The sequence below is a fragment of the Paraflavitalea sp. genome, assembly GCF_059502485.1.
Map to the genome: position 1 here is coordinate 2,347,952 of NZ_JCACET010000010.1, position 26,614 is coordinate 2,374,565.

Annotated in this window: 23 protein-coding genes; 7 read left to right on the top strand and 16 right to left on the bottom strand. The window is 48.4% G+C overall.

Translation table 11 applies throughout. The features are described from left to right. Positions 1-59 precede the first annotated feature (59 nt). From AC5JBY_RS26565 to AC5JBY_RS26575, 3 genes are all read left to right on the top strand, one after another. Complete coding sequence (locus AC5JBY_RS26565; protein WP_495907703.1) at positions 60-785, top strand: dioxygenase family protein; 726 nt, start codon at positions 60-62, stop codon at positions 783-785. A gap of 2 nt (positions 786-787) precedes the next feature. After that, on the top strand, positions 788-1,357 hold the full coding sequence (locus AC5JBY_RS26570) for a hypothetical protein (RefSeq protein WP_495907704.1): 570 nt from the start codon (positions 788-790) through the stop codon (positions 1,355-1,357). Positions 1,358-1,969: 612 nt separating this feature from the next. Further along, entirely contained in the window at positions 1,970-3,340 is a 1,371-nt protein-coding gene (locus AC5JBY_RS26575; RefSeq protein WP_495907705.1) for a sigma 54-interacting transcriptional regulator, read from the top strand. A 136-nt stretch (positions 3,341-3,476) separates the two neighbouring features. Here AC5JBY_RS26575 and AC5JBY_RS26580 read toward each other — a convergent pair whose 3' ends face one another. The 7 genes from AC5JBY_RS26580 to AC5JBY_RS26610 all read right to left on the bottom strand — a co-directional run bounded on the left by AC5JBY_RS26580 (position 3,477) and on the right by AC5JBY_RS26610 (position 11,197). Further along, positions 3,477-4,307: an amidohydrolase family protein gene (locus AC5JBY_RS26580; RefSeq protein WP_495907706.1), complete on the bottom strand. Its 831-nt coding sequence runs from the start codon at positions 4,305-4,307 to the stop codon at positions 3,477-3,479. 324 nt (positions 4,308-4,631) lie between these two features. Beyond that, on the bottom strand, positions 4,632-5,534 hold the full coding sequence (locus tag AC5JBY_RS26585) for a hypothetical protein (protein ID WP_495907707.1): 903 nt from the start codon (positions 5,532-5,534) through the stop codon (positions 4,632-4,634). Next, a complete protein-coding gene (locus AC5JBY_RS26590) occupies positions 5,473-6,609 on the bottom strand; it encodes an aminotransferase class I/II-fold pyridoxal phosphate-dependent enzyme (RefSeq protein WP_495907708.1) in 1,137 nt (378 codons plus the stop codon). The genes AC5JBY_RS26585 and AC5JBY_RS26590 overlap by 62 nt, the downstream gene beginning before the upstream one ends. Next, complete coding sequence (locus tag AC5JBY_RS26595; RefSeq protein WP_495907709.1) at positions 6,606-8,537, bottom strand: hypothetical protein; 1,932 nt, start codon at positions 8,535-8,537, stop codon at positions 6,606-6,608. The genes AC5JBY_RS26590 and AC5JBY_RS26595 overlap by 4 nt, the downstream gene beginning before the upstream one ends. Before the next feature lie 36 nt (positions 8,538-8,573). Then, positions 8,574-9,851 (bottom strand): hypothetical protein, encoded by a 1,278-nt coding sequence (locus AC5JBY_RS26600; RefSeq protein WP_495907710.1) that lies wholly within the window; start codon positions 9,849-9,851, stop codon positions 8,574-8,576. Then, the gene (locus AC5JBY_RS26605; RefSeq protein WP_495907711.1) at positions 9,806-10,378 is read right to left on the bottom strand and encodes a hypothetical protein; all 573 of its coding nucleotides are present in this window, start codon (positions 10,376-10,378) and stop codon (positions 9,806-9,808) included. Before AC5JBY_RS26605 ends, AC5JBY_RS26600 begins: the two co-directional genes overlap by 46 nt. A gap of 42 nt (positions 10,379-10,420) precedes the next feature. Then, entirely contained in the window at positions 10,421-11,197 is a 777-nt protein-coding gene (locus AC5JBY_RS26610) for a hypothetical protein (RefSeq protein ID WP_495907712.1), read from the bottom strand. A gap of 235 nt (positions 11,198-11,432) precedes the next feature. Between AC5JBY_RS26610 and AC5JBY_RS26615 the strand changes: the two genes are divergently transcribed. The 4 genes from AC5JBY_RS26615 to AC5JBY_RS26630 all read left to right on the top strand — a co-directional run bounded on the left by AC5JBY_RS26615 (position 11,433) and on the right by AC5JBY_RS26630 (position 14,527). Beyond that, the gene (locus tag AC5JBY_RS26615; protein ID WP_495907713.1) at positions 11,433-12,161 is read left to right on the top strand and encodes a ThuA domain-containing protein; all 729 of its coding nucleotides are present in this window, start codon (positions 11,433-11,435) and stop codon (positions 12,159-12,161) included. Positions 12,162-12,189: 28 nt separating this feature from the next. Further along, on the top strand, positions 12,190-13,494 hold the full coding sequence (locus AC5JBY_RS26620; protein ID WP_495907714.1) for a Gfo/Idh/MocA family protein: 1,305 nt from the start codon (positions 12,190-12,192) through the stop codon (positions 13,492-13,494). Positions 13,495-13,570: 76 nt separating this feature from the next. Next, entirely contained in the window at positions 13,571-14,137 is a 567-nt protein-coding gene (locus AC5JBY_RS26625; RefSeq protein WP_495907715.1) for a Crp/Fnr family transcriptional regulator, read from the top strand. 72 nt (positions 14,138-14,209) lie between these two features. After that, positions 14,210-14,527 carry a DMT family transporter gene (locus AC5JBY_RS26630; protein ID WP_495907716.1) on the top strand — a complete coding sequence of 106 codons (318 nt, stop codon included), beginning with the start codon at positions 14,210-14,212 and terminating at the stop codon, positions 14,525-14,527. 223 nt (positions 14,528-14,750) lie between these two features. Here the strand turns inward: AC5JBY_RS26630 and AC5JBY_RS26635 are convergent, their stop codons facing one another. The 9 genes from AC5JBY_RS26635 to AC5JBY_RS26675 form a co-directional block, all read right to left on the bottom strand. Then, complete coding sequence (locus tag AC5JBY_RS26635; RefSeq protein ID WP_495907717.1) at positions 14,751-16,319, bottom strand: MFS transporter; 1,569 nt, start codon at positions 16,317-16,319, stop codon at positions 14,751-14,753. A 66-nt stretch (positions 16,320-16,385) separates the two neighbouring features. After that, on the bottom strand, positions 16,386-17,039 hold the full coding sequence (eda, locus tag AC5JBY_RS26640) for a bifunctional 4-hydroxy-2-oxoglutarate aldolase/2-dehydro-3-deoxy-phosphogluconate aldolase (protein ID WP_495907718.1): 654 nt from the start codon (positions 17,037-17,039) through the stop codon (positions 16,386-16,388). 1 nt (position 17,040) lies between these two features. Then, positions 17,041-18,063 carry a PfkB family carbohydrate kinase gene (locus AC5JBY_RS26645; RefSeq protein ID WP_495907719.1) on the bottom strand — a complete coding sequence of 341 codons (1,023 nt, stop codon included), beginning with the start codon at positions 18,061-18,063 and terminating at the stop codon, positions 17,041-17,043. Positions 18,064-18,083: 20 nt separating this feature from the next. Further along, the gene (kduI, locus tag AC5JBY_RS26650; protein ID WP_495907720.1) at positions 18,084-18,914 is read right to left on the bottom strand and encodes a 5-dehydro-4-deoxy-D-glucuronate isomerase; all 831 of its coding nucleotides are present in this window, start codon (positions 18,912-18,914) and stop codon (positions 18,084-18,086) included. Between the two features lie 58 nt (positions 18,915-18,972). Next, the gene (locus AC5JBY_RS26655) at positions 18,973-19,743 is read right to left on the bottom strand and encodes an SDR family oxidoreductase (protein WP_495907721.1); all 771 of its coding nucleotides are present in this window, start codon (positions 19,741-19,743) and stop codon (positions 18,973-18,975) included. Between the two features lie 16 nt (positions 19,744-19,759). Further along, a complete protein-coding gene (uxaC, locus tag AC5JBY_RS26660; RefSeq protein WP_495907722.1) occupies positions 19,760-21,202 on the bottom strand; it encodes a glucuronate isomerase in 1,443 nt (480 codons plus the stop codon). An 18-nt stretch (positions 21,203-21,220) separates the two neighbouring features. Further along, the gene (locus tag AC5JBY_RS26665; protein ID WP_495907723.1) at positions 21,221-22,873 is read right to left on the bottom strand and encodes a UxaA family hydrolase; all 1,653 of its coding nucleotides are present in this window, start codon (positions 22,871-22,873) and stop codon (positions 21,221-21,223) included. A gap of 114 nt (positions 22,874-22,987) precedes the next feature. Next, positions 22,988-24,511: a tagaturonate reductase gene (locus tag AC5JBY_RS26670; protein WP_495907724.1), complete on the bottom strand. Its 1,524-nt coding sequence runs from the start codon at positions 24,509-24,511 to the stop codon at positions 22,988-22,990. Between the two features lie 104 nt (positions 24,512-24,615). Then, positions 24,616-26,604 carry a glycoside hydrolase family 88 protein gene (locus tag AC5JBY_RS26675; protein ID WP_495907725.1) on the bottom strand — a complete coding sequence of 663 codons (1,989 nt, stop codon included), beginning with the start codon at positions 26,602-26,604 and terminating at the stop codon, positions 24,616-24,618. Positions 26,605-26,614: the final 10 nt, after the last annotated feature.

Here is a 26,614-nt window from a genome sequence, read left to right on the forward strand (position 1 = left end):
TCGTTCTTATTTGCAAGATTTGCTCCTGTAACCAGTATTGTTCATTAAATCATAGAGCTATGGAGCAGTCAAGAAAAAAATTCCTTAAGCACCTGATCGTGGGATCTACCTCCGTTCCTATTCTTTTACAAGCCTGCAAAAAGGGAACTGATAATAGTACTGATGATGGTACTGGTGAAGGGCCCGGATCGGGCAGTTGTACTGTCACTGATACTGAAACTGATGGCCCTTACCCCTTGTACAGCAGCCGGGGGTCTTCTATTCAGCGGGTTGATATTACAGATGGTAAAACGGGGTTGCAACTTGATATGGCGATCACTATCCGTAATGTGAATGATGGTTGTAATGTGCTGGCTAATGCACGTGTAGATGTATGGCATTGTGACAAGGATGGTTATTATTCGGGCTACACGAACTCCGGCTACCTCGGTACGCAAAATAATTCATCGGCGGTATTCTGCCGGGGTTTGCAATATACTGACAGCAGCGGCCTGGTAAAGTTTAAAACTATTTATCCCGGTTGGTATACCGGCCGCGTAACGCATATCCATGCGCAGGTATATGTTGGTACTTCTTTAAAGCTAACCACCCAGATCGCATTCCCGGATGCCATCAATACGGCGGTATACAAAACTTCGCTGTATTCGACGCACGGTCAAAATTCCATGACCAATGCGAATGATAATATCATCATGGACTCTCTCGATAACGAGCTGGCTACCGTAACTGCCAACAGCAGCACTGGTGGTTATGACCTGATTCATACTATTTACGTAAAAGCATAGTTATGTCTATAGCATATATCCAACTCAGCTACCGGCAGGTGATCGATCACAGCACCGCCGGTAGCTTTGAAAAGAACGTGTTCAACGATAGTTACAGTGAATTTTTGTTGCAGGCGCAACGATATAATAAGGACAATCAGTTTGCCAGCTTCCACGAGATCACGGAGCATGATCCCAAGGCTAATTCGATTCATTACAAAGTGGGTTTCGCTATTGGTTTGTATGTACAGGAGTTGGGTGGGCAAATACCGGGTTTGTGTGATACGCAACAAGTGATCGATATCCCTTTTGCAGAACACCAGTTCTCCATCGTTGCTTCAGACGTGCGTGATAAGCGACAGCACGTTGTGGCGATCGCTTATACCACTCCTGCTATTACTTTTGTGGGTACTGCAGGTGATTGTCTGATCCTGAGCTTCGATGACCCGGCCGCACTAACGCCAGGGACCTGGATGCAAACCTTCCTGCTGAAAATGCAACCCGGATTATCTATCTCCGGTTATCTTCCCGGTGAAGAATTGCCTGCTGCTTTTCAATCGGCTGCTTTTCAAACGCATACTCTCACTACCTGATGTTTACGTTTTATTTTCTATAGCAATTCATTCATCTTCAATTGGTCTCTTTGCATTAATCTGTCTGGCCGCTTTGAGCGGCCTGACTGTTGATGCGTCGTAGTGTATAAAAACTACCACAATGTGGTATTGTAAACGGTTGTTTTAGCTGCTACCTTTATAGGAAGCAACCTTTAAAACAACCAACTTTTATGTGTACAATGATCAGTGCCCGAACGTAATTTTATATTCGCCTCTCACCTGCCGCTATATTATCACCGCTTTGTTTTGATCTTCCTGGCTCATCTACTACATTAAACCTCCGGGAAGAACATCACTTTATCTTTCCCTGCCGCCGTTCTTTTTGACCTGACAGCGTTTGCTCCGCTCCAAGGGGAGTCGTGTGCATCTTAACAAACCTGTGGGGTCTTCTCTCTACCTGAAAGTGTTTTTTTGAAAGATTGCAACCCGGATTCACTGTTGATGAACCGGCAACAGGAGGTGCTCAATGCTCGTCCTGTTACCGGTGTCTTCTTCTGTATCCGGGCGTTATAGCCTTTCATTGAAACGAGCCTATTACCATTATCATTTATCTGGTATTATCATCGCTAACGACGCATTAATGGCATCGTCATGGAAAACCTATCGGTATGTGTGATCTCAACAGTAAGTGCTGGTAATCCGGAAGCGGAAGGTATTCTGTCTGCTTTGCGGGCTAAGGGTGTTGATTGTTGCCAGCAGCCAGGCCAGCACTGTAAGGTGGTGATACTGTGCTGGATGGAAAAGACAACTTTTGAAGGGGTAACGGAGCAATTGCAGCAGTTGTGCCTTGCAGGCTGCAAAGTGATCGTCCTTTGTGTGAAGCATACTTCTTCTGATATTCTCAAATGGCAATTGATGCAGACAGGGGCTAATGATGTGATTGCCTGGAAGGATGAAGCAACTGTGACGGGCTTACTCGTATCGCGGATAAAAAGATGGAAGCTGATCGATGACCTGATTCAATCGGCTATGGTGCAAGAAACCATGATCGGTGAAAGCAGTACCTGGAAGAAATTCCTGGGCAGGGTTATTGAAGCTGCCTGGTTTACGAATCATCATATCCTCCTTATGGGTGAGTCTGGCACGGGTAAAGAAATGACCGCGGGTTTAATTCATGCATTGGACCAACGCAAGGAAAAGGAAGAGCTCGTCTTGCTGGATTGCACCACCATCGTGCCCGAGCTTTCGGGTAGTGAGTTTTATGGTCATGAAAAAGGGGCTTTCACCAATGCGACTTATACACGGGAAGGGGCTTTTGCTCTGGCTGATAAAGGGACTTTGTTTCTGGATGAACTGGGTGAGCTTCCGCTGACCTTACAGGCTGGCTTGCTACGGGTGATACAGGAGGGGACTTATAAACGGGTGGGCAGTAATACCTGGAATAAGACCAACTTCCGACTGATCACTGCCACCAACAGGAATCTGAAAGCGGAGATCGCTAAGGGAAATTTCCGAGAGGACCTTTATTTCAGGATCGCGTCGGCGGTGTTGCTATTGCCTTCTTTGAAAGAACGGCGGGAAGATATTCCAGAGCTGGCGCGGTATTTTTTGCGGCAGGAATTAAAGTGTATAGTAGCGCCGGAGATCGATAATACAGTTATGAACTATCTCGTCAGTCGTGACTACCCTGGCAATGTGCGGGAGCTGAAGCAACTGATGGCAAGGATTGCGATGCGTTATACCGGTGAGGGTTTTATCAGTATGGGCGATATTCCGGAGGATGAGTTGCCTGATGTGCAGCATCTCAAACAGGCGTGGAACCAGCAGCATCAAAGTATGCAACAGTCCATCCGGCTGGCCATTGCCAGTGGTAAGGACTTGTTGAAGATAAAGAATGATATTGCCATGCTGGCGATGGAGATTGCGCTGGAAGATTGTGGGGGTAATTTGAAGCTGGCTGCACGCAAGCTCAATGTGGAAGTGAGGACGTTGCAGTATATTAGAAAACGGAATGAGGTTTAAGCTCCAAGCGTTGTGTACCTACGGCACACAAAACCTTTTTACATGTTTTTCTACAAAGCTGTAGCCCCTAAAGGGGCTAAAAACACCTACATGAACATTACTCTCACACTAAGTAGCATTGACTCTTGCAAGAATTTTACTTAATCAACCAGGGGTCGCGGTATTCGTAGCTGAGGGGTTCTGCAGTTTTGGAGAAGGTTGGTTTGGGACGGCGGGCTGTTTTGTATTCGCCGTTGCGTACTTTTTCTGTAAGGCGGAGGAAGTTGCCGGCCAGCATGCGTTGCAGGTCGGTTTTATTGCGGGTGAGTACCATCACTTTCTTTAGTTCTACGGCAGGATGCAGCCAGGGGCCATCTGTTCCGAAAATGATCTTGCCGGCGCCTGCGCGTTTGAAAGCCATTTCCAGCAGATCATACCGGCGTATGCCGGAGGTATCGGTAAATATATTGGGGTGTCTTTCGAGCAGGGGGATAAGCGCGATCTGTGCGCGCCAGTCGTCTGAGAAGCTGGACAAGTGCGGAATGATAAAGTTTACATCGGGGTATTCGGTGGCCAGCAATTCTATCATAGATACTTCTCCTACTACATCGTACAAGACCGGCATGGAAAAATACCGTGCTGCTTCGCATATCTCTCTTGAAATGCGTGCGTCGTGGCGGTGTACTTTGATGCCACAGAAGCCGTATTGTGTCACCGCCGTGTTGACAAGGTCGAATACGCGTCCGCGGTCGTTGATGGCGTGTATGAAGGCGAATCCGTAGAAGCGCTGGGGTTGTTTGTTGACGATTGCCGACACTGCTGCGTTGGCTTTTGCGTAATCGGAATGGAAGGCGGCGAACAGGTTTGTTCTTTTTATGCCTGCTTCTTCCGACCAGCGCAGGAAATTATTTAATGGGGCGCTGGTGTCCCAAGGGCCGGTGAGGCCGTCTCCTTTTCCTGCGTGGCAGTGTGCGTCTATGATTAGCATGTGTTTACTATTTCAATTGGGCTAAAGCCCAAATAGAGATTAGTCATTGGTGTCCCGGCCCTAAAGGACCGGGTAATTCCTTTTGCTTCGACGGCCCTTTGTTGGAATAACTCTCTGAATGCCCTTTGCTTCGATAGCTCTTCGTTAGAATAACTCGCTCAGAAATATATTTCTTAAGTGTACTTACTGATTAACTAAACCCTTCGACAAGCTCAGGGTGACACTCACCAAAAATCCTTCGACAGGCTCAGGATGACAACTAAGAGCTTAGGGTAACAAACAAGGGTTCGCGGTGACAAATCAGGTTAAGGAAACAATCAAACATTATAATGTGATTTCCCAGGTGACGACTTGGATGTTTTCGGGGGCGAGGCCGGTGCCGGAGGATACGCGTTGGGCCAGTTGTTTGAGCTGATCTAAGGTGGCTTGCTGGCCACGCATGTCGAGGATCACTTTCTGGTCGAGCGGACTGCCGGCGGCATCTTGCGGTCCTTGTTGCATGCGACGGCCTATCTGTTGTTGCAGGTTGCGGATGAGGGCATCCTGGTTTTGTATGTTGTAGTTCTTCACTTCTACCATTGCATCAGCGGGGTTGATATCCGGAATAACGCTACCACGTGGCGGCACATGTCTTCCATCAGCGCGCTTGATCCATTTGGCCGGTTGATTGCCGAGGAATGTTTTTTGCTCCGGCATGCCTAATTGTTTGAAGAAGAGTTGGAGGTCTTTTTCTGACTGGTGCCAGGAGGGGCGTTGCCGCTTGTTGATGGTATCGATGTACTTCTGGTACCTTGCCTGCACTACCGGACTTTTGGCTCTGTTCAGTTTGTTGCCCCAATGTTGTAGCAGGGCAGCGCGCTGGCGGTTGCCAATACTAATGATAGGAGACTTTGGTATTTTACCTGCTACGGAAGATAGCTTAGAAGCAACTCCTGAAACCTTACTGGCTGCATTGGCCAGACCTGATCCTATCTTTACTGCAGTGCCTAATACCGATCCGAGGAATTGTTCTTCTTCGAACTCTTTCTGTTCAGCGGAGCCGCAATCTTCTGTGGGTGTGAAATACCGGGCATTTCTTCGTTGCCGCCAGTTCTTGTGTGCAGGATTATTTGCTCCATGGGTGCATTGAAGACAGGAGCATGGTCCTTTATGCACTTTTGAAATATCACCAGGAGGCATTTTGAGCACTTCCTGCTCGGTTAATATTTCCTGTAGTAGTGTTGACATAATCAAATGGTTTAAATAGTAATGGGTACTTTTTTACAGCTTCTGCCAAGACCTGGATCTCTCCGGGCTGGTGATCGCTGCGGATGATGCATGACAATACCGTATGCTGTTCGTCGTGGGGCGTGATGAGTACTGTTCTGATCTTTTTCTTCTTCAGTGTCTCCCACAGCCATATGGTTTGTTGTCGAGATCGGCAACGAATGGTTTGGACCGGGAATATGCCGCCTTGCACAGCTATGCCTGCATTTTGTAGCAGTGATCTGAACAGGTTGATATTCCGCCAAAGGGTTCTTCTTCGGGCATCGCCTTCCAGCTGGTTAAGATGAAATGCATTCATGGCAGCATGCAGGTGGGCCTGGCTCACCGGACTCGAATTGACTCTCGTCTGGCTATGTTGCTCAAAGAGTTCAATGAATGTTCCCGGACCGCTTATTACAGACAAGGGTGCTCCAAATGCTTTGGCTAATGAAACAATGGTTACGATGGTTGTGGATCGTAGGGACTGCCATTGGAGTAATCCGCCGCCGCCGTTTCCATAGGGCAGTGTTGTGCGTTTGCCGGCGCCCAATATGCCGAATGCCTGTGTATCGTCTGCGATCACCCATCCGTTCAGTGGCTTTACAATCGTTGTGTATTGTTGTAGCGGAGCTGAGCTGCCGCAGGGCGGACACCATCCGTCGCTTATTATTACCGGCATCTTTGTGCTGCTGCAGTTTTTCTTTACCAGCTCTGTTGCATGTGAGGCATCGAAATGCCTGAACGTGTGTATGGGTATTTTTCTGAGTAACAGTTTTTCTATGCCATACCTTGAAACGGGGTATACTTTTTCATCTATGAATACGACCACCTGCCGGTGACTCAGGAAATCAAACAGGTCCAAATACAGGTGCAAGGTGGAAGGGGCCACTAATCCGCTTTCCAAACCCTGCATACCTGCCGCGTAGTTTGCCACGTGTACGGCTTCTCCGAATTCTCCCAATGCAGCAGGTATGCCTGTCGTTAGTTGTTGCCAACTTTTCAATTCATTACTGCTATGTTTCATCCCCAGGTACAGCGATGATGTAAAATCCATCATAGCTTCATCTTACTGTTTTGTTCTTTTAGCCTGCGTAATAAATGTGTGGATGGTTGTTGTGCATCGATCATCGCGCCGTCTTCACGTGTAAGGTCAACTCCTGTAACAGCACGGTAAGCATGCATGTAGTTCTGGATCTGTGGCCTCCAGAAGATGGCCCAGTTTGCAGCCTGATCGCGGTTGAATACTGTGCTCCATGCACCAAACCTGATGGACAGGAGTATTTGTTCACCGAATACAGCCAGGTCGCGGAAGTGGAGAACGCTCGTCTTAGTCCAACCGTGTAGCTGGTTCAGTACTGCTACTCTGTCCATCCATGCTTCGGGATAGGGCACCATCTGGCGTGTGGGCAGGAATTCTCTGAACTCTGGCCGCGCCAGCAGGTATTGCTGCATCAGCATTTCGATACGGGCTGTAGAGGGCAGGTCGCCGTACTGGTTGTGGGCGCCTTCGCTCAGGATCATGTGTACTTCTTTGAGTGCATTCATGATGGGAAAGCCGTCGGCTACTACTGTGGTATCATCATACTGGCGGAAGAACTTCATGCAAAGGTTCATGAGCATGTGGAATGCTTCTATGAATTTGCTGCGACTGTCGACCGTGCGCATGTTGGTCACAGCCTTGCCCTGGAGTGTGATGCCATAGTGGTGATCGTACTCGTAGGCGCGACGACGTACTGTGAGGCGGTGTTGTTCGTCCTGTATGTAACCCCACATGAGGTTGCTCAATGGACGTAATGGTCCTATTTCTACATTGGCCAGCGGATCGACGGCACCTTCTCCTTTGATGTTCTGGAAGCGACGTGCAATGGTATTTACTCCCTGTACCATCATGGCTTCTTCGTGCCAGTAGCTCCAGATGAGTTCGAGGTAGATGGGTTGTTGTATGCGTTCGGATATAATGCCGTAGCAGGTGTCGGCCACACTGGCGGAACCGTTGTCGATGAAATTGTTCATCGCATCTTCAAAGCTGGTGGATTTGAAATCTATGTCGCTTAGTTTCTGGCGGATGATGGCCAGGTAAGGAATGATCTGTAATACTTCTCCTGTGGAATCGGATACTGTGCGCAGGTAGCCGCTCAGGTCGCCTGTGCTGTTGGCCAGGTTGACCATCACAAATGCTTCGGTCGCTATTTTGATGGAACGGTAGGCATCCGTATCATTGAAGGGTAGTTTGCGGCGTTTCTTAAGGCGTTTCAGTTCCTGCTGAAATATGCTTTCATGATCGATGGGTATATCTTCTCCGCAGAAGATAACGTTCATGAAATCGAGGTAGTTCCTGAAGGAGAGTGCTTCTGTGGCATCTCTGATGGCTTCCCATAGTTTTACATCTTTTGTATATAATGGGTTGACAGGTTGCAAGCCCACGGGGAAGTATGTAGGGTTGTTGATGCGGTCGCGGGAAAGGTTGGCCTCATCATTGGCAATGCCCAGGTTGGCAACGTTTGGCTGCATCAGGTCGGCCAGGGATTGTTGCACATAGAAGGCGTCAGATGTTTCGAGCAGCACTTCTTTTACTTTGGCGTTGCCTTTCTTTTCATAGCCTATCAGGTGGATCACTTTTTCACCGGATGCCAGGTCGGACAGGTCGAGGAGGCATTCGAATGTCAACTGCAGGTTCGTGCCGCCCGGAGGTATCTGGGCCGGGTTTACGCTGTTGACAAGGAGTTTTACATCGAGGTCTTCATCATCTACCGGGGAATAGAATTTAAAGAAGTTGGGCAGGTCTTTTGCCAGAATTTCAGCATTAGCGTTTGCCGCATTGAAGGTGAGTGTAAGGTAGATGACGTCTCCTACCTTGATGAGGTTGTCTTTTGGACTGGTAAGTACTTTCCCAACGTCTATGATATTCTTTCCTCCTACTCTTTGCAGGGCAAAGGAAAGTGTACCCGAGCTATTGTGAATTACTTTACTTGTTGAAGTACTCATAATAAATGTTTTTATGGTCTACAATATTTTTTAGGCTCAGATATTCACCAATGCCCAATGCCGGAGCATGTTGGTAAGTACCCTGTTTTCTGTAAAGGGTGTGATCACGTTATCGGCTCTTGCCTGTCCTATTACTGCAAATACCAGTGATGGTCGTTGTTTTTTCATGATCTCCTGGTCGTTATCCCATTGCTGGTAATAGGCTCTCAACTGGCGCGGATGTCTTTGTCCGTAAGGAAATATTTCGCGCACCTGTTTCCCTTTTAGTTTTAAGGGTTTGTGATCGACTACCAGCTTTACGAAATCGGACAGTGTTTCTTCGAGGTTACTGATCAATTGCAAGGCGGATGGTTTTAGCCCTGTTTTTGGATACATGGATTCCCATAGCCGCTCGAGGCGATACCATTGGTCTTCGGGATAAATGTGTTTGCCAAAAGCGAGGCTGATCTTCACGCGTATCCAGGGAAAGGGATGCGGATCGTTGTCCACAGCCCTGAATACAAAGTATTTTGGCAGGCTTACCACACTCATCAAGCCAGTGGTGGCGCTGATACCGAGGAAGGACACCGCCCAGAAGTCGGAGAGTATCTCTGATATCCACCGGTTCAATAACCGCCAAGATTCTGCGCGTGCAGTATCACGCCGCGACAGGTCTTCGAGTACAGGTTTCAGTGAAGGGATCAGGTCGAGTAATGCTGACCCCTGATGCCCTACTTCATGAACCAGTGAAGACCCTATGCCGCTCGCTACCATCCTTTCGCGTGGTATCTTGATTACTGCGACAGGGTTTTCGTCGCCGCCGGGTAATCGTGTACGCGCTCTGCGGATGGCGGCTCCATGTCCTCGGTCGAGGTAGCAGATGAGTGGTGGTGCGTCTATCAGGAAGCGCTCCATCTTAAGGGCGTCTTTTGCGAAGACGTCTAATCCTGCCACCCATATACCGGTTTCGTTCTCGCCGCGCTGGCTTACTACATCGGCAAATATGTCGAACTGGTCGAGGAGTGCATTGAATTGTAGTTTCAATACTGCATAGGCTGCCTGACATTTTTCGATGTGTATGCCGTGTGGTTGTCTCATCCTGTCTATGAAGCGCCGCACTTTGGTGGAGAGCAGTTCTTTTCCTGTGCGCATGAGTTCATAGATGTTCTTTTGCGCGACGTAGGGAATGGCTGCTGCTATGACCATCGGCATGGATGTTTCGAATGGCTGCATCTGCGACAGTCGTGTCAGTAATCCCTGGGCTTCATTGATGAGGAACTGCTGGTATTTCAGATTGCGCCCTGGAGTATCAATTGATTTCCTTGTCTGAACCATTTTCCCTGTTTTTTAGATGAGGAGCCATTGAATGCACCACCGTTGGATTGGGAGCGACGTTTGGCCAATACCGGGCGGGCAGCCTGGTTGATGGCCTGGGTGACCATTGATCTTGGTGAGCCGCTTGCGCCTTCGCTGAGTGCTTTGTTGAGGTATTTGGCGGCTTTGCGTACTACGCGCAGGTAGTCGACTGCTTCTGTTTCGCCCACTTCATTGAAGAGCCAGTTGCTGGCTGCGTTGGCCAGTTGGCCTCCAATGTTGGCGCCGGTACTGCCTCCTACATAGGAGCCGATGTTGCGGCCTACGCTGGGGAGCATTTTCTTACCGAAGCTTTTGGCGCCGGCAACGAAGTCTTTTTTAATGGCTTGCCCTTGTGGGGAATTGTATAGTCGCTTGGCAGCGTTCCAAACGTTGCCGAGAAAGTTCTCGAACTCGTATTCATTGGTAACTGCTAACAGTTCGTGAACGAGTTCACCTTCTCCTTCGTATTCGAATTCGTTGTTGAATTCATATTCGTATAAGCTCATGGAAGTTCTTTTAAGGATGTGTAAATGGTTTTGTGTTGTTGATCAGGCTCCGTAAACGATGATGTTGTTGCCATCTTTTACCCATGTGCCTGAAGTGCCTGTATCGCCGCCGCCATCATAGCTGTCGCCACTACCACTGTAAGCACTGGCGCTTGCGCTGCTGCCCATGCCTATACCTGGTCTGCCGCCTGGACGACCTGACCTTCCTGGTCTGCCGCCACGACGTTTGCGGAGTAAACCGGGTGCATGGTTGTAAGCTGCCTGTTTCAGGGCATTGCCTACTGCTGCTTTGGGGGATGCGCCTGCAGCTGCTGCTGAGGATGCACGACGGGTGGCATCGGAAGCAAAGCGAACGAAGCGACGAGCTACTTCAAATTCACGGTCTTCATGGCTGAGGCCTTCGAGTTCCAGTTCGAACATGTTGGAAGCAAAGCCGCCCAGCTTGCTGCCGATCATACCGCCAATGCCGGGTGCTACGAGATTGCCCAATGCACCGCCCGCAATGGGTAAGGCTTTCTTGGCAATGGTTTTCAAGCCACCTAACAGTCCTTTACCTACTGATGATTTAGCAAAGTTGGAAACGCCCCGGCCTATTTTCTTGAATACATTGCCGAGGAATTGTTCGAGCTCATATTCGTTGGTAACTTCCAGCAACTGGGTAGCCAGTTCGAGTTCCAACGCTTCTCCTTCGAGTTCTCCTTCAAATTCAAATTCTCCTTCGCCCTCTCCCTCAAATTCAAACTCAAATTCTCCTTCGCCTTCAAATTCGAATTCATGGCTGAATTCATACTCATTGGTTGTTCGATCGATGTTGTGCATAACAAAATGTTTTAAAATGAAGATTGATGTTTACAATTAGGTAACTCCTGGTTACGGTGATGTATATCCAAAGGCGGTGCCAGTTGAGAAAAAGTCTGGCTGTCAATTAGTTGAGAAAAGAAGGAGGATGAAATTTTTTTCGTGATGGGGCAAGGGAGATGGGAATGGATGAAAAAATATTCGTGGTTTTACCTTAGTTTCACGGAATCACTTCATCTTCTTAATTTAAAGCCATATGATCACTTTTTCTAAAATGCTCAGTATCCTGTTTTCTGTGGTATTGGTGTCTTTTACTTCCCTTGCGCAGAAGAATAAAGTATTGGTATTCTGCAAAACCGCTGGTTATCATCACAACTCTATTGCTGAAGGCAAGCTGGCGATTATCAAAATGGGCCAGGAGAATAAATTCGGGGTTGATACTACGACTGATGCTTCTGTATTTAATAAGGATAACCTGAAGCAATACAAGGCTGTGATATTCCTGAGCACTACGGGTAATGTATTGGATGATCAACAGCAGGCAGCGTTCGAGCAATATATCCGCTCTGGCGGTGGCTTTGTGGGTGTACATGCCGCTACTGATACTGAATATGACTGGCCCTGGTATGGCAAACTGGTAGGCGCTTACTTTAAAAGCCACCCCGCTACACAGGATGCTTCGCTTGATATTGTAGATAGCAAACATATTTCCACGAAGCATTTGCCCAAGCGCTGGACAAGAAAGGACGAGTGGTATAATTTTAAATGGGTATCGGACAGTATTCATGTGTTGATCACTATCGATGAAACGTCTTATACCGGTCAACGGATGGACACTACTTATCATCCTATGGCCTGGTATCATAAGTTTGATGGTGGCCGCGCGTTCTATACTGAGCTGGGGCATACCAAGGAATCTTTTACCACCGATACTTTGTTCCTGCAGCATTTGCTGGGTGGCATCCAATATGCCATGAAAAAATAGTCTCCTGATCTTATACTAACGACCTTATATGAAAGATAACAACCAATCTAAGCATCTCAGCAGAAGAAGTTTTGTAAAGAATACGCTCACCGCTTCGGTGGGTATCATGATCATCCCGCGCTTTGTAATGGGGGGCAAGGGTTATGTGGCTCCCAGTGACAAGATCACGCTTGGTTTCATTGGTACCGGCAAGCAGGCACGCGGCCTTGTGCGTGGTTTTGCTCCGCGTACGCAGGTGCTGGCCGGGGCTGATGTAGACAGTAAGAAGCTGACGCTGTTCAAACAGATCACTGAAAAGTTGTATGCCGAAGCTAAAGACCAGCCTGACTATAAAGGGTTCACTGCTTATGGCGATTTCCAGGAACTGCTGGCAAGAAAGGATATCGATGCAGTGGTGATTGCCACGCCTGATCACTGGCATGCTGTGCAATCTGTGATGGCGGCTAATGCCAAGAAGCATGTGTATTGTGAAAAGCCGTTGGCTCACTCTATCGAAGAAGGGCGCGCTATGGTGAAGGCCATGAAGCGGAATAATGTCATTCTGCAAACGGGCAGTATGCAGCGTTCGAATAAAAACTTCCGGCAGGCTTGTGAGCTTGTGCGGAATGGTTATCTCGGTGATATTAAAGAGGTGCTGGTGAATGTAGGCAAGGCTGGTATTGTATGTGATCTGCCTGAACAATCTATACCTGCAGAGCTCAACTGGGCTCAATGGGTAGGTCCTTCTGCGCTGCGTCCGTTCAATGCCGTGTTAGCGCCACCTGTAGAGGAAGATATTTTCCCCAACTGGCGTAATTATAAAGAGTTTGGTGGTGGGCTGCTGAGTGACTGGGGCGCTCACATGTTCGATATTGCGCAATGGGCGCTCGGTAAGGATGATAGTGGACCTGTGGCCTTTTATCCTCCGGATGGAAAGGATCATAAGGTATTAACCATGGTATATGATAATGGTGTGGTGATGAAGCATGAGGATTTTGGACGGGGCAATGGCGTACGTTTTATTGGCACCAAGGGCACGCTCGATATCAGCCGCTCTTATATCGATAGCAAGCCGGACAATATCGCTACTTCCATCATTCAGCCTAACGAAATTCATTTGTATAATAGTGAGAATCATCACCAGGATTGGCTGGATGCCATCAAGAGTGGCAAGGCTCCTATTTGCGATGTGGAAACAGGCCATCGCTCCAGTTCTGTTTGCTGTCTTGCCAATATTGCTTACTGGCTTAACCGTCCTTTGAAGTGGAACCCTAAAAAGGAACGTTTCATTGGTGATAGGGAAGCGAATGCGTTGACGAAGGCGAATATTCAAAATGGTTGGAAGTTGAAATAGTATTGGGGTTACAGGTTTCAAGTTGCAGGTTACATGTGGGAAATGCAACTGATGCTTAATTAATAAGGGAAAATTATTGAAAACTGTTGTTGAGCATATTCAAAGGATCTATCCGCTGCCAGAGCCAGTGTTCCAAGAGCTGACTGGTTTGCTGGTGGCGGAGGAGCTTCCTAAAAATCATGTACTGCTAAGGGAAGGGCGTGTAGAGCAAAGGCTATACTTTGTAGAAAAGGGTATCGCACGGGCTTATTGTTACCGGGAGGATAAGGAGATCACTTTCTGGTTTGGGGCGGAGGGCGCTGTCGTGTTTTCTTACAACAGTTATGTGGCAGACAAGCCCGGCTATGAAACTGTGGAGTTGCTGGAGGACTCTATCGTTTATAGTATCTCTCACTCCGAAATTCGTCATCTCTTCGACACGCATATTGAACTGGCTAACTGGGGGCGCAAGCTCGCCGAACAAGAGCTCGTAAAAACGGAATCCTGTTTTATCGGTCTTCAATTTCAACCTGCTACAGAGCGGTATAAAAATCTGCTGGACAGTAATCCCGAGCTGATCCAGCGGGTGCAGCTTGGTTATATTGCTTCTTACCTTGGTGTGACGCAAGTGACGCTCAGCAGGATACGAGCTGAGCTGCGTTGATATTCTTTCTTATCTTATGTTAAAAAATTTCCTGCGCTTATAGCCGACCTTTGCGGTCTAAAATGCAAGGCTATGTCGTGGATCATACTCATTATCGCAGGGTTATTCGAGGTCGGTTTTACTACTTGTTTAAAGCTGTCTAACAACTTCACCAATATCAAGTGGGCGAGTGCTTTTTTTGTGTGTATTGTGGCGAGTTTTCTTTTGCTTAATAAGGCTATTCAACATATTCCTATTGGAACGGCGTATGCCGTGTGGACTGGCATTGGTGCGGTGGGTACTGTGATCATGGGGATTACGCTTTATAAGGAGCCTGCGGACTTCTGGCGTATGTTTTTTATCTTTTTGTTGATTGGGTCGATTGTGGGGTTGAAGGTTGTTTCGAAGTGACACGAATTATAATTGGGCTAAAGCCCAAAGTGAGGGTTGGGGGTTTGGAACCCCGGCCCTAAAGGGCCGGGCAATTCCGTTTGCTTCGATGGGCCAGAGGCCCAGCAATAGGCTCACTCGCCAGAGGCGAGCGAGTGTAGAATACCGTTCACTTCGATATTTAATGTAAAAGCGGTGACACCTTTCGATGTCACCGCTTTTATTATTATTCGTTGCGTATGTTTTACAGGTCTGTGATTGGTTTGTATTTCGGTACGAGTAATTTCATAATAGACCAGGCGAATAAATAAGCCAAGGCGCAAATTGTGAACATGATCGTGTAAGCTGTTGCCATTTCAGCTTGTACGAGTGGTTTTTGTATTTGCAGGAATTTTTCGAAGGCTACAGTGTCTACTGATCTTACCTGTTCTACTACATCTTTAGATATGTTGGACAATGCTTTTGCATGTATGTCGACTTTATCGCCTGCTTTGGTAACCAAGTTCATTGCCAGTATCTTGTCAACAAACTCTCCGAGACCAGCGGCTTTTGCGTCGACCCATGACCTGGCGATACCTGCATGGGTATAGGCATCAAAGAGCCAGCCTCCGATCTTGGTAACCAATACGCCACCTAATCCACCTGCCATACCCCCAATACCAATCACGGAACCTATGGCTTTCTTGGGGAACATATCTGACACTGTGGTGAAGATATTGGCGCTCCAAGCCTGGTGTGCTGCGGTACCGATACCGATAAAAAATACTGGCATCCAAAAACTGATATAGCCTAATGGCTGTGCCAGTAATACTACGAGGGGGAATACTGCAATGAGGAGCATGGCACGCATACGTGCATCGTAAGCGGCATATCCTTTCTTTATGAAGTACATGGGAAACCAACCTCCGCCGATACTACCGATCATTGCGAATGTATAGCAGACTGCCAATGGTAACTGGATCGACTCTCCTACCATACCGTACTGTGCTTTGAGGTATGCAGGCAGCCAAAAGAGGAAGAACCACCAGATGCCATCTGTACAAAACTTACCGAAGGTAAACGCCCAGGTTTGGCGATAGGTAAGCAATTTGAACCATGATACTTTTTTATCGTCTGTAGCTTCAGGGGCAACTGATTTCTCTTCTTCGTTTGTTTGTATGTATTTCAGCTCTGCTGCCGAGAGTCTTTTTTGTTTTTCGGGTTTTTCATACAGGAATAGCCAGAAGATCAACCAAAGGAACCCAACGGCCCCGATGATCTCGAAGGCTGCTCCCCAACCCCAATGGTCGGCGATCCAAGGCACAGTAAGTGGTGCAAGTATAGCACCTACGTTGGCACCGGAGTTAAAGATACCCGTGGCGAATGAGCGTTCTTTTTTGGGGAAGTATTCGGCGGTTGCTTTGATGGCTGCGGGAAAGTTACCTGCTTCACCCAGTGCCAACACCGCGCGGCATACCATGAATCCTATTACAGAGAATGCACCAGCAGCTCCTACAACAGCACCTACTGCTTTACCAATAGGTTCGGCCTGTGAATGGATAATCGCGCCGATGGACCAGATAACGATGGCCCAGGCGTAACCGCTTTTTGTGCCCAGCTTATCGATGATGCGGCCAGCAAACAGCATGAAGATGGCGTAGGTAAACTGGAACACGGCAGCGATATTGGCATAGTCACTGCTTGACCAGTTGAACATCGACTCCAGGCGTGGCTGTAAAAGGCTCAATACCTGCCGGTCGAGGTAGTTGACGGTGGTAGCGAAAAATAAGAGTCCGCAAATGGTCCACCTGTATTTCCCTATGGCTTGCTGCATGATCGTTTTTTTAGTCCGGATTCCGGATTTGGGATTTAGAATTGGTTGTTTATACGAGGTCCCTTCTTATCCACGCACTTCCTGCACAAGGGCGATTGCTTCTTTCGTTTTATTGATGAGTGTTTCGTACTCTTTCTTTTCCAGAATGTCTTTGGTGATGAGCTTGCTGCCCATGCCTACTGCTACTACACCGGATTTGAACCAGCCTGTGAGGTTCTCTTTGTTTACTTCCACTCCACCGGTAGGCATAAAATACAGGTCGGGGAACAGTTCTTTGATGGCGCTTACAAAAGCAGGTCCTAACAGATTGCCAGGAAACAGCTTTACGAGTTTGGCGCCTGCTTCTTCGGCTTTGATGATCTCTGTGGGTGTCATGCAACCGGGAATCCACAGCATTTCTTCTTTGTGCACTGCTTCGGCCACTTCTTCTATCATGCCGGGTGCAATGATAAAGTCTGCACCGGCTTTCATGAATGCTTTGGCGTCTTTCTTACGCTTGATCGTACCTATGCCGAGCAGCATCTCGGGGAGTTCGCGATCACGGGTTTCCTTCAACAGTTTGAAATTCTCCAGCGCGGCCTCGCCACGGTTTGTATATTCTACGGCACGAATGCCTGCTGCGTATAATGCTTTCAATACTTCCACGCTTACGGATGGGTCGGCATGAAAGTATAATGGCAGCATGCCTTGTTCCGCAATTTTCTTGATTATTCCTTCCATATCAGCTATGCTTGCTTAATTGTGCAATAATGGTTTCCATATCCTGGCTGGTGGTGTCTCCTTTTTCCATCAGTTTTCCGAATGCTGCCCTACCTGCCACATCGATGACCTGCTGGGGTTGCTGCTGATGGTAAAGGCCATAGATGAGCCCTGCCATGAAGCAATCGCCACTGCCTACTTTATCGACGATCTTGTTCGCTATCAACTCAGTCGTGCTGTATAGCTTATCTCCCGTGTACAATGAAGCGTAATACAAAATGCCACCATCTCCGTGATCAAAGCGGAATGTATTGGCGACTACTTTGCATTTGGGGTATTGTTGTTGTATGGCTTCTGAAGTCTTTATGGCGTGTTGCAGGAAATCTTCTTTCTTACCGTTGATGTGTATCTCGGGATCAACAGGGATGCCCAACAAGCTGTTGGCTGCCCAGATGTTGCCCATGATGACATCGCAATATTGCGCCAGCCCGGGCATTACTTCTACCGGCTTTTTGCCGTATTGCCATAGCTTGGCGCGGTAGTTCAGGTCGATGGATACTGTAATGCCTTTGGCTGATGCCGCAGCGGCTCCTTCTTTACAGACTGCTACTACATTTTCATTGAGGGCCGGGCTAATGGCGCTCATGTGGAACCAGGTTACATCTTTCAGGATGGTGTCCCAATCGATCATGCCGGGTTTCAATTCGGCAAAGGAGGAATGAGCTCTATCGTAGATAACGCCTGCATTTTTCATGTCGATGCCCTGGGGCAGGTAATAGACGCCTACCCGGCTGCCTGAAAAATAAAAGGCTGATGTATCGATGTTCTTAGACTGGACCTCGTCACGAATCTCTTTGGATAAGTAGTTATCGGGTAATGCCGTACTGTACCTCGTTGGTATTTTCCAGCGCGCCAATGCCGTAGCCACGTTCAATTCTGCGCCGCCAATATACACGGGCATGGTATTGCTCTGTATCCATGCTCTGTCGAGCACAGGCGACATGCGCAGTAGTAGTTCACCAAAACAAAATACAGTTCCTTTCATATATGCTACTAAATATCGTTTTATCTAATGTCGGCGATGGCTACAGCATCCATATCGGTGAAGGTGTAGTTCTCACCGGCCATTCCCCAGATGAAGGAATAGTTGGATGTACCGCAACCGGAATGGATAGACCATGGTGGTGATACGATGGCTTCATGGTTTGCTACCAACAGGTGTCTTGTTTCTGTTGGTTCTCCCATGAAATGGAATACCCGGTGTTGTTCGGGTACATCGAAATAGAAATAGGCTTCCATGCGGCGGGTATGTGTGTGGGGCGGCATGGTATTCCATACGCTGCCACTGCTCAATACCGTAAGTCCCATTACCAGCTGACAGCTTTGTATGCCATCTGCATGGATGTATTTGTAGATGGTGCGGCGGTTGGCTGTTGTCTGATCGCCCAGCTCTACCGGTGACGCTTCTTCTTTCGTTAATTTCTTAGCTGGATAGGCGTGATGTGCCGGAGCGCTCAGCAGGAAAAATACTGCCGGTGCGTTTTTATCGTCGCTGCTGAATAATACTTTCTTTATTCCTTTGCCCAGGTAGAGGCAATCGAGTTTGCTGAGGGTGTATTTAGTACCATCTGCTTCTACTGTGCCGTTGCCGCCTACGTTGATGATGCCCAGCTCGCGGCGCTCGAGGAAGTATTCGGCGCGCAGCTCGGTATGATTAGGCAGTTCGACTGTTTTGCTGAAGGGTTTTACTCCACCAATGATGACGCGGTCGTAGTGTGAGTATACCAGGTTCACATTGTCATCCTGCATGAGGGTAGGAATGTGAAAATTTTCCCGCAGTTCTTTGGTGTTCATGCGGCTGGTTTCCTTCGGGCTATTTTGAAAACGTATCTCCATGTTTATAGTTTCAAGATTTCTTTGTTAGCGCTTCGACAAGCTCAGCGTGACATGCTATTTATCTTCCCATCCAGCCGCCATCGACGGTGAGGATGGTGCCGTTGACGTAGGAGGAGGCATCGGATGCGAGGAACACAACGGCTCCTTTAAAGTCTTCTGCTTCGCCCCAACGGCCGGCTGGTATGCGATCGAGGATCGACTTGCTGCGTACCGGATCGTTGCGTAATGCTTCGGTGTTATCGGTAGCGATATAACCGGGCGCCACGCCATTTACGTTCACTCCTTTGGCTGCCCACTCGTTGGCCAATGCTTTGATCAGGCTACCCAAGGCTCCTTTGCTAGATGCGTAGGATGGTACATTGATACCGCCCTGAAACGTGAGGAGTGAGCAGGTGAATATGATCTTGCCACTACCACGGGCTACCATGTCTTTTCCAAACTCTCTTGCCAGGATGAAGGGTGCATCGAGGTTGATGGACATTACCTTGTCCCAGTATTCATCGGGATGCTCGGCTGCGGGTTTACGCATAATGGTGCCGGCATTGTTGACGAGTATATCTATCTGCGGGTTTTCTGCTTTGGCTTTTTCAACGAAGGCGTAGAGGCTTGTGCGGTCGGAAAGGTCGGCCTGGTAGGCTTTGAACTTCCTGCCGAGAGCAGTAACCTGTTTTTCAATGTCGCTGCCGCTGAGCTCGAGGGAACCTGAAACGCCAATGATATCGGCGCCTGCTTCTGCAAGGCCCAATGCCATTCCTTTTCCTATGCCTTTGTTACATCCTGTTACGAGGGCTGTTTTGCCCTTGAGGTTGAAGAAGTCCAATACTGCCATGGTTGATGTATCCGCTTTAAAATATCTTTTCTGTAATGAGTGATTGTTTTTCGACGTGCTGCCAGTTGAAATAGTTCTTGGCGTTGTGGAAACAGATATCCTGTATCACTTTTCCTACCCAGGGAACATCGTTGGGCAATTCTCCGTTCTCTATTTCGTCCCCAAACAGGTTGCACAAGATACGACGGAAATACTCATGTCGCGGATATGAAAGGAAACTTCTTGAATCGGTGAGCATGCCTACAAATCTGCTTATCAATCCCATATTGGATAGGGCATTTATTTGTTTGGTCATGCCATCTTTTTGGTCGAGGAACCACCAGCCTGAGCCCCACTGGATCTTACCGGCTGTGGAGCCATCGTTGAAATTGCCCACCATGGTTGCCATCAATTCGTTGTCGGCCGGATTGAGGTTGTAGAGGATGGTTTTGGTGAGCTTGTCATCGGTGTCGAGGCGGTTGAGGAATTTGGACAGTGCTCTTGCCTGGGGGAAATCTCCAATGGAATCCCAACCAGTGTCGGGTCCTAACTGGCCGAGCATGCGGCTGTTGTTGTTGCGGAGGGCGCCGAGGTGGTATTGTTGTACCCAGCCGCGTTCCCAATCCCATTCTGCAAAGGTGACGAGCATGGCTGATTTGAACTTCTTGCGTTCTGTCAGCTCCAATGTTTTACCACTGCGTACTTTATCGAATATAGTGTTGAGTTCTGCTTCTGTGTAGTCTTCTGCGTATATTTCTTCGAGGCCGTGGTCGGACACGCTACAGCCGTGGGCTGCAAAGAAGTCGTGGCGTTTTTTCAATGCAGTGAGGTAATCGCTCAGGGAGCTTACGGAAACGTTTGCCGCCTTCTCTACCTTGCTCACGTAATTATTGAAGTTAACAGGGTTGTCTACGTTCATTGCTGCATCTGGCCTAAAGGCAGGGAGGATCGGTATTTCGAAACGCTCAGCCTGGAGTTGAGCGTGGTATTCCAACGTATCGACGGGATCGTCGGTAGTGCATACGGTTCTTACATCCATTTTACGGAGCAGGTTGCGTACGCTAAACTCTGGTGTCTGGAGTTTTGCTGTGCACTCGTCGTATATTTCTTTCGCGGTGGAAGGGCTCAATACTTTGTGTACATCAAAGTAGCGTTGTAATTCGAGGTGTGTCCAATGGTACAGCGGATTGCGCAATGTGTAGGGTACGACTTCTGCCCACTTCTCAAATTTCTCGTAATCGCTGGCATTGCCTGTGCAATATTTTTCGTCGGCGCCATTGGTGCGCATCGCACGCCATTTGTAGTGGTCGCCGTATAGCCATATCTGGGTAAGGTTCTCAAATTGTTTATCTTCTGCTATCTGTTGTTGTGGCAGGTGGCAGTGATAATCTATAATGGGCATGCTCTTCGCATAATCGTGGTATAGCTTCTGTGCTGTTTTCGTGTGCAGCAGGAAATTTTCGTCTAAGAAATTCTTCATATTCTTCGTTGTCTTTAATTATAATGATACGCCTCTCTTCCAGGGGATGAAATCGTCCTGACCGTGACGAACGGCGCTGACGATGGTTTCTCCGCTGGCTACTTTAACGATGTAATCGAGGATGCGCTCTCCACATTGTTCTATGGTTTCTTCTCCTTCGATGATGGTTCCTGCATTGACATCAATGATGTCGCGCATTTTATTGAACAGTATTGTGTTGCTGGCGATCTTGACTACCGGTGCAATCGGATTGCCAGTAGGTGTTCCCAGACCCGTCGTAAACAATACTACCGTGGCGCCGGAAGCAACTTCTGCAGTAGTCGATTCCACATCGTTGCCGGGTGTGCACAGCAGGTTAAGGCCGGGCTTGGTAACCTTCTCCGGATAATCGAGTACATCGGTAACGGGTGAGGTGCCGCCTTTTTTAGCTGCGCCTGCTGATTTGATGGCATCGGTAATAAGGCCATCCTTGATGTTGCCGGGTGAAGGGTTCATATCGAAGCCGGAACCTACTGCCACTGCGCGGGCATTGTAGGTGCGCATAAGGTCAATGAACTTTTTAGCACTGTCCTGCGTGGTACAACGATCGCTCATCTCCTGTTCTACGCCACACAACTCCGGAAACTCAGAAAGGATTACCGATCCTCCCAGTGCTACCAGCAGATCGGATGTGTAGCCGATAGCCGGATTGGCGGAAATGCCAGAGAAGCCATCTGATCCTCCGCATTCCAGTCCGATGCATATTTTGCTGAGTGGTGCTGGTTGACGGGTAACTTTATTGGCTTCTACGAGGCCAGCAAAGGTTTGCTTTACTGCCTGTGCGAGCAGGTCTGTTTCCAGCCCTACTTTCTGTTGTTCCATAATGTAGAGTGGCTTGCTGAAGTTGGGTAACCGTTTTGCGATCTCCTCCTGCAGCATGGTGACCTGGGCATTCTGACAACCCAAACTCAACACTGTAGCTCCTGCCACATTGGGATGGGTGATGTAACCGGCCAACAGTCCGCACAGTGCTTGTGCGTCCTGGCGGATACCGCCACATCCTCCTTCATGGGACAGGAATTTGATGCCGTCTACGTTCTTGAACAAATGACGTGCTGCCTGTCCGTCGTTAGACGCAGGCTCTTTGAATTCTACGGTGTCAATATTATATCCTTTCTGATATGCGTCTATCAGTTGTTTTGTCAAATCATTATACTTTTTTGGCCGTGCGTATCCCAATTCTTCCAGCAGGGCTTCTTTCAACACTTCTACGTTGCGGTTCTCACAGAATACCAGGGGTACTACCAGCCAGTAGTTGCCGGTGCCTACGCTGCCATCGGCGCGGTGAAAGCCTTTAAAGGTCTTCTCCTTCCAGTGGCCGATATTGGGAATTTGCCAACTCGTTCTGCGTTGATCGGACAGTTGGTATTCGTCTGCCGCGTGTTTCAGGTTGGAAGTTGAGATACGAGCGCCTACCGGAATGTCTTCTTTTGCTTTTCCGATGAGTACACCATACATGGTTACGGCTCCGCCGATTGGCAATGTTTCTGTTGCGAACTTGTGCTTGGCAGGAATATCTTCCACGAGGGTGTATTGGCTGCCGTTATAGGGAATGGTTTGTCCTTTGGTGAGGTCTTGTAAAGCTACCAGCACATTGTCTTTCGGGTGCACTTTCAATACGATCTGCTTCATTATCTTTTTTTTGACGTTAGCCGGAGGCTAACAAATAACGTCACTAGCCGGAGGCTGGCGACTGTAAAACTCCTTATTCCTTACTTAAAACAAACATTCATTCTACATGGTTCGTCAGGCTGTGACGCCGTCGGTTTGCAGGTTTTTCATGGCGGCTGCGGCGCCTTTTTTTATCAGGTTGTCGAGCTTGTTGGTTACTGCTTCTGCGAAGCCGGGCAGTTTGGCCAGGTTCTCTCCCCAGAAGGTTGTATCGCTCAATATTTTCTGTACTAATGCGGGCACTTCATTCTCTTCCCACTTCTCTGCATAGTATGCCGCATTGTCGTCATTTATAAGATACTTCTTTCCGTTGTATTCTCCATAGTATTTGCCATCATCGCCACGGACAGACTTCATGAATAGCAGGTGCCCGGCAAATCCGAGGGACATGTATTCAGGTATGGTGCCTGCTTTTTCATAGTGGCGGAGCAGCAAGGGTACGTTGCGCATCTTCATCTTGGATGAGTATTGTACTGTGATGCTCAACCACAGGTGCTCGATGTATGGGTTGCGATAGCGGTCCAGTACTTTGTATGCAAAGTCTTTGGCAGTGGATACGGAGATGGTTTCGCTGGCTACAGCTGGTACCATTTCCTGCTGCATGAGGGTGCCGATGTAGGATGTAAATGTGGCATCGTCCATCGCCTCTTTTACTGTGCCAAAGCCCGCCAAATGGGCCAGCCCGCAACTAAAGGTATGTGAACCGTTCAGTAAACGCAATTTCAGCTCCCGGAAAATGTTGATGTCGGGGGCAATTACCACGCCCGCATCCGCCTTGCTGAAGGAGAGGATATCGCGAACGCGGTCATTATCAGCTTCTATGGCCCAGAGACTGTATACTTCCGACATGATCATGAGCTCATCGCGGTAGCCGTTGTCTTCTTCCATTTGCTGGTGCTTAACGGCCGGTAGTTTACCGGGCACGATGCGATCGACCAGTGAGTTACAGAAATAATTATATGTTTCGAGCCAATCGAGGAAGGCTGTTTCCAGACCGTTTTGGTGGGCTAATTCCAAGACTATGGCTTCCAGCTTTTTGCCATTGTCGGGGATCAGCTCGGTGGGGATGATGACCATTCCTTTGGAGCCGTCGCCCTGGAATACTTTGAAGCGCTGGTAGAGGAAGGCCAACAGCTTGCCCGGGAATGACTCGGGTGGCGAAGCGTGTACATTGTCTTTTACCAATGTGATCCCCACTTCCGTAGTGTTGGAGATGATGATCTGCATATCGGGATTGGCGGCGCATTTCAATATCTCGTCCCAATCGCTTTTGGCGGCCAGTACCCGGCTGATGGATGCGTTCAGTATTTTTTCTTCTACTTTTTTACCGTTCTCAATGCCTTGTATGCAATGTGTGTAGAGGCCATCCTGGTCGGCAAAGGCGTCTGTGGCTCCATTGCCCGTAGATTTTATGACTACGATGCGTCCATTGAACAGGCCTTGTTTGTTGGCTTTGTCAATAAAGTAATCGGGTAACCCACGCAGCAGTACTCCGGTTCCAAATTGTAATACTTTTTCGGGCAGCTCAAAATAACCGGGGGCAGGCTGGTTGATGCCTGCTGCTTTAATCTGATCAATTGTTTTCTTTGACAGGTTCATCTTGCACGTTTATGTTCGGGATTTCTGTTTTTTATTACAGGTTACAGGATTCAGGTCACAGGTTACAAGTTTCAGGTTTCACGGTTCGGGTTGCAGGGTTAGGGTTATTTTGTTTTACTGATTAAAAACTTTACCAGATCTGTAGCGGCTTTATAGTTCTCGAATTCGGCGGGCAGTTTTCTGCCATCTACGTATTCATTGTAGAACCAGGGATCGCCTACAGCGAATACTGTTCCTTTTCCATATTTGCTTACAGCCATCACTATGTCTTTACCGCTCGCGTCTTTGAAAACGGCGGTAGCTGGCGCTTTTAATTCCAGGCTGCTGTATTCTTTGATGTAAATTTTCTTCGATGTTTTGAATATGGCATCCTGTGCTGTAGGGTAAAACGCTCCCTGCTCGTATTGATTGCCTTGTACGCGGTTTAGACTGTTCTCGTTGAAATGGATGCCAAAGGCTGCGCCCAATTTGTTCCAGTTCTCAAACTCTGCATTGCCTGAATCGTTGCCCATCAGTAGTAATACGCCGCCTGCTTTTACCCAATCGCTGATAGCTTTTACATCCTGTGGTTGTATGAAGTGTGGATCGGTTGTTTCTTTCTTCGTGTCTGGGTCTACTATCACATAGATGGAAGCGCCTTTGAGGTTTTGGGCTGTGGGCGCTGTTTCGAGTGAAGTGGTCTTCATGCCGTGGATGCGGAAGATGTCGCCCAGCATGGCAAAGCCTCCGTAGGTTTTGTCGTCCCAGGTATAGTGGTGGCGCACTTGTGCTCCTGTAGCATCTTTCTTCCACTCGTTGTTGAACCAGGTATCGAGGACCACTGTCTTGCCTTTACCTAATGGCAGGGTTGGCAGCATCTCTGCTTCATCTGCGCAGAGGATGAAGGCTCCCACTCCTTTCGGATCGTTGACAATGACCTGCTCGCTCATGTAGTAGGCAAAGCTGCCATCGCGGTATGGGTTGCCGCCAAGGCCAGATACTTTTACTGTGCCTTTGAGGTTGGTTTGTCCGTTGGCATCTGTTTCGATGAATGTTTTAACGAGGCCTGCATATCCTTTTTGTACAGCGGGCAGATAGGTGGCTGGCAGGTAGCCATTGCGCATGCCTTTTGCCAGTGCGTAAATGAGCATGGATGATGCGGATGCTTCGAGGTAGTTGCCTTTTTCATTGGGCATGTCTACTATATCGTACCATACTCCTGACTTTGGGTCCTGTACTTTCACTACCGCTTTTGCAAAACGGTTGAGGATGGCAATGATGGAATCACGACCGGGGTGCTTAGCGGGGAAATGGTCTAATACGTCGACCATCGCCATACCGTACCAACCAAGGGCGCGGCCCCAGAAGTGGGGTGAAAGTCCTGTGGTCTTGTTGGCCCATTTCTGCTGGCGCGATTCATCCCATCCATGGTACAGCAATCCTGTTTTAGGATCGCGCGCATGGCTCTCCATGATCACAAACTGGCGGGTGATGTCATCGAAGGCTGCATCCTCGTGGAATATTTTAGCATACTCGGCATAAAATGGTTGACCCATGTACAGACCATCGAGCCACATCTGGCTGGGGTATATCTGTTTATGAAAGAAGCCTCCTTCGGATGTGCGGGGATGGGTGCGGAGCTGGTTGCGCAGCAAGTCGGCCGCTTTTTTATATTTCTCCTGTCCGGTTACGCGGTAGAGGAAGAGTATCAACTTTCCGTTATTGATGTGGTCGATGTTGTATTCATCGGGGCGGTAGCCTTTGATGGTGCCGTCTTTTTGTACGAAGAAATCCATGCTGCGCTGGATGTAATCGAAGTAGCGGGCGTTGGCTGTTGCATTCCAAAGGCCTTCTACTCCTTTGAGGATGACGCCCTGGTCGTAGGACCAGCGGGCGGGTCTATCTGGGGTAAGGGCAAATGAATCGCTCCATATTTTCATGGCTGTAGCTGTCATCTCCTGTGACCAGCGTATAGCGGGTGTGCTGGTGAGTTTGGTGGAGGTTTGGGCGATTGACTGGTTCGTAAACATGATAAGTGTGATCACAACTGTAAGAATCGACAATCGGCAGTCGGCAATCGGCAATGAGTGGCAAGTGCGTTTATTAATATTCATATACATGATA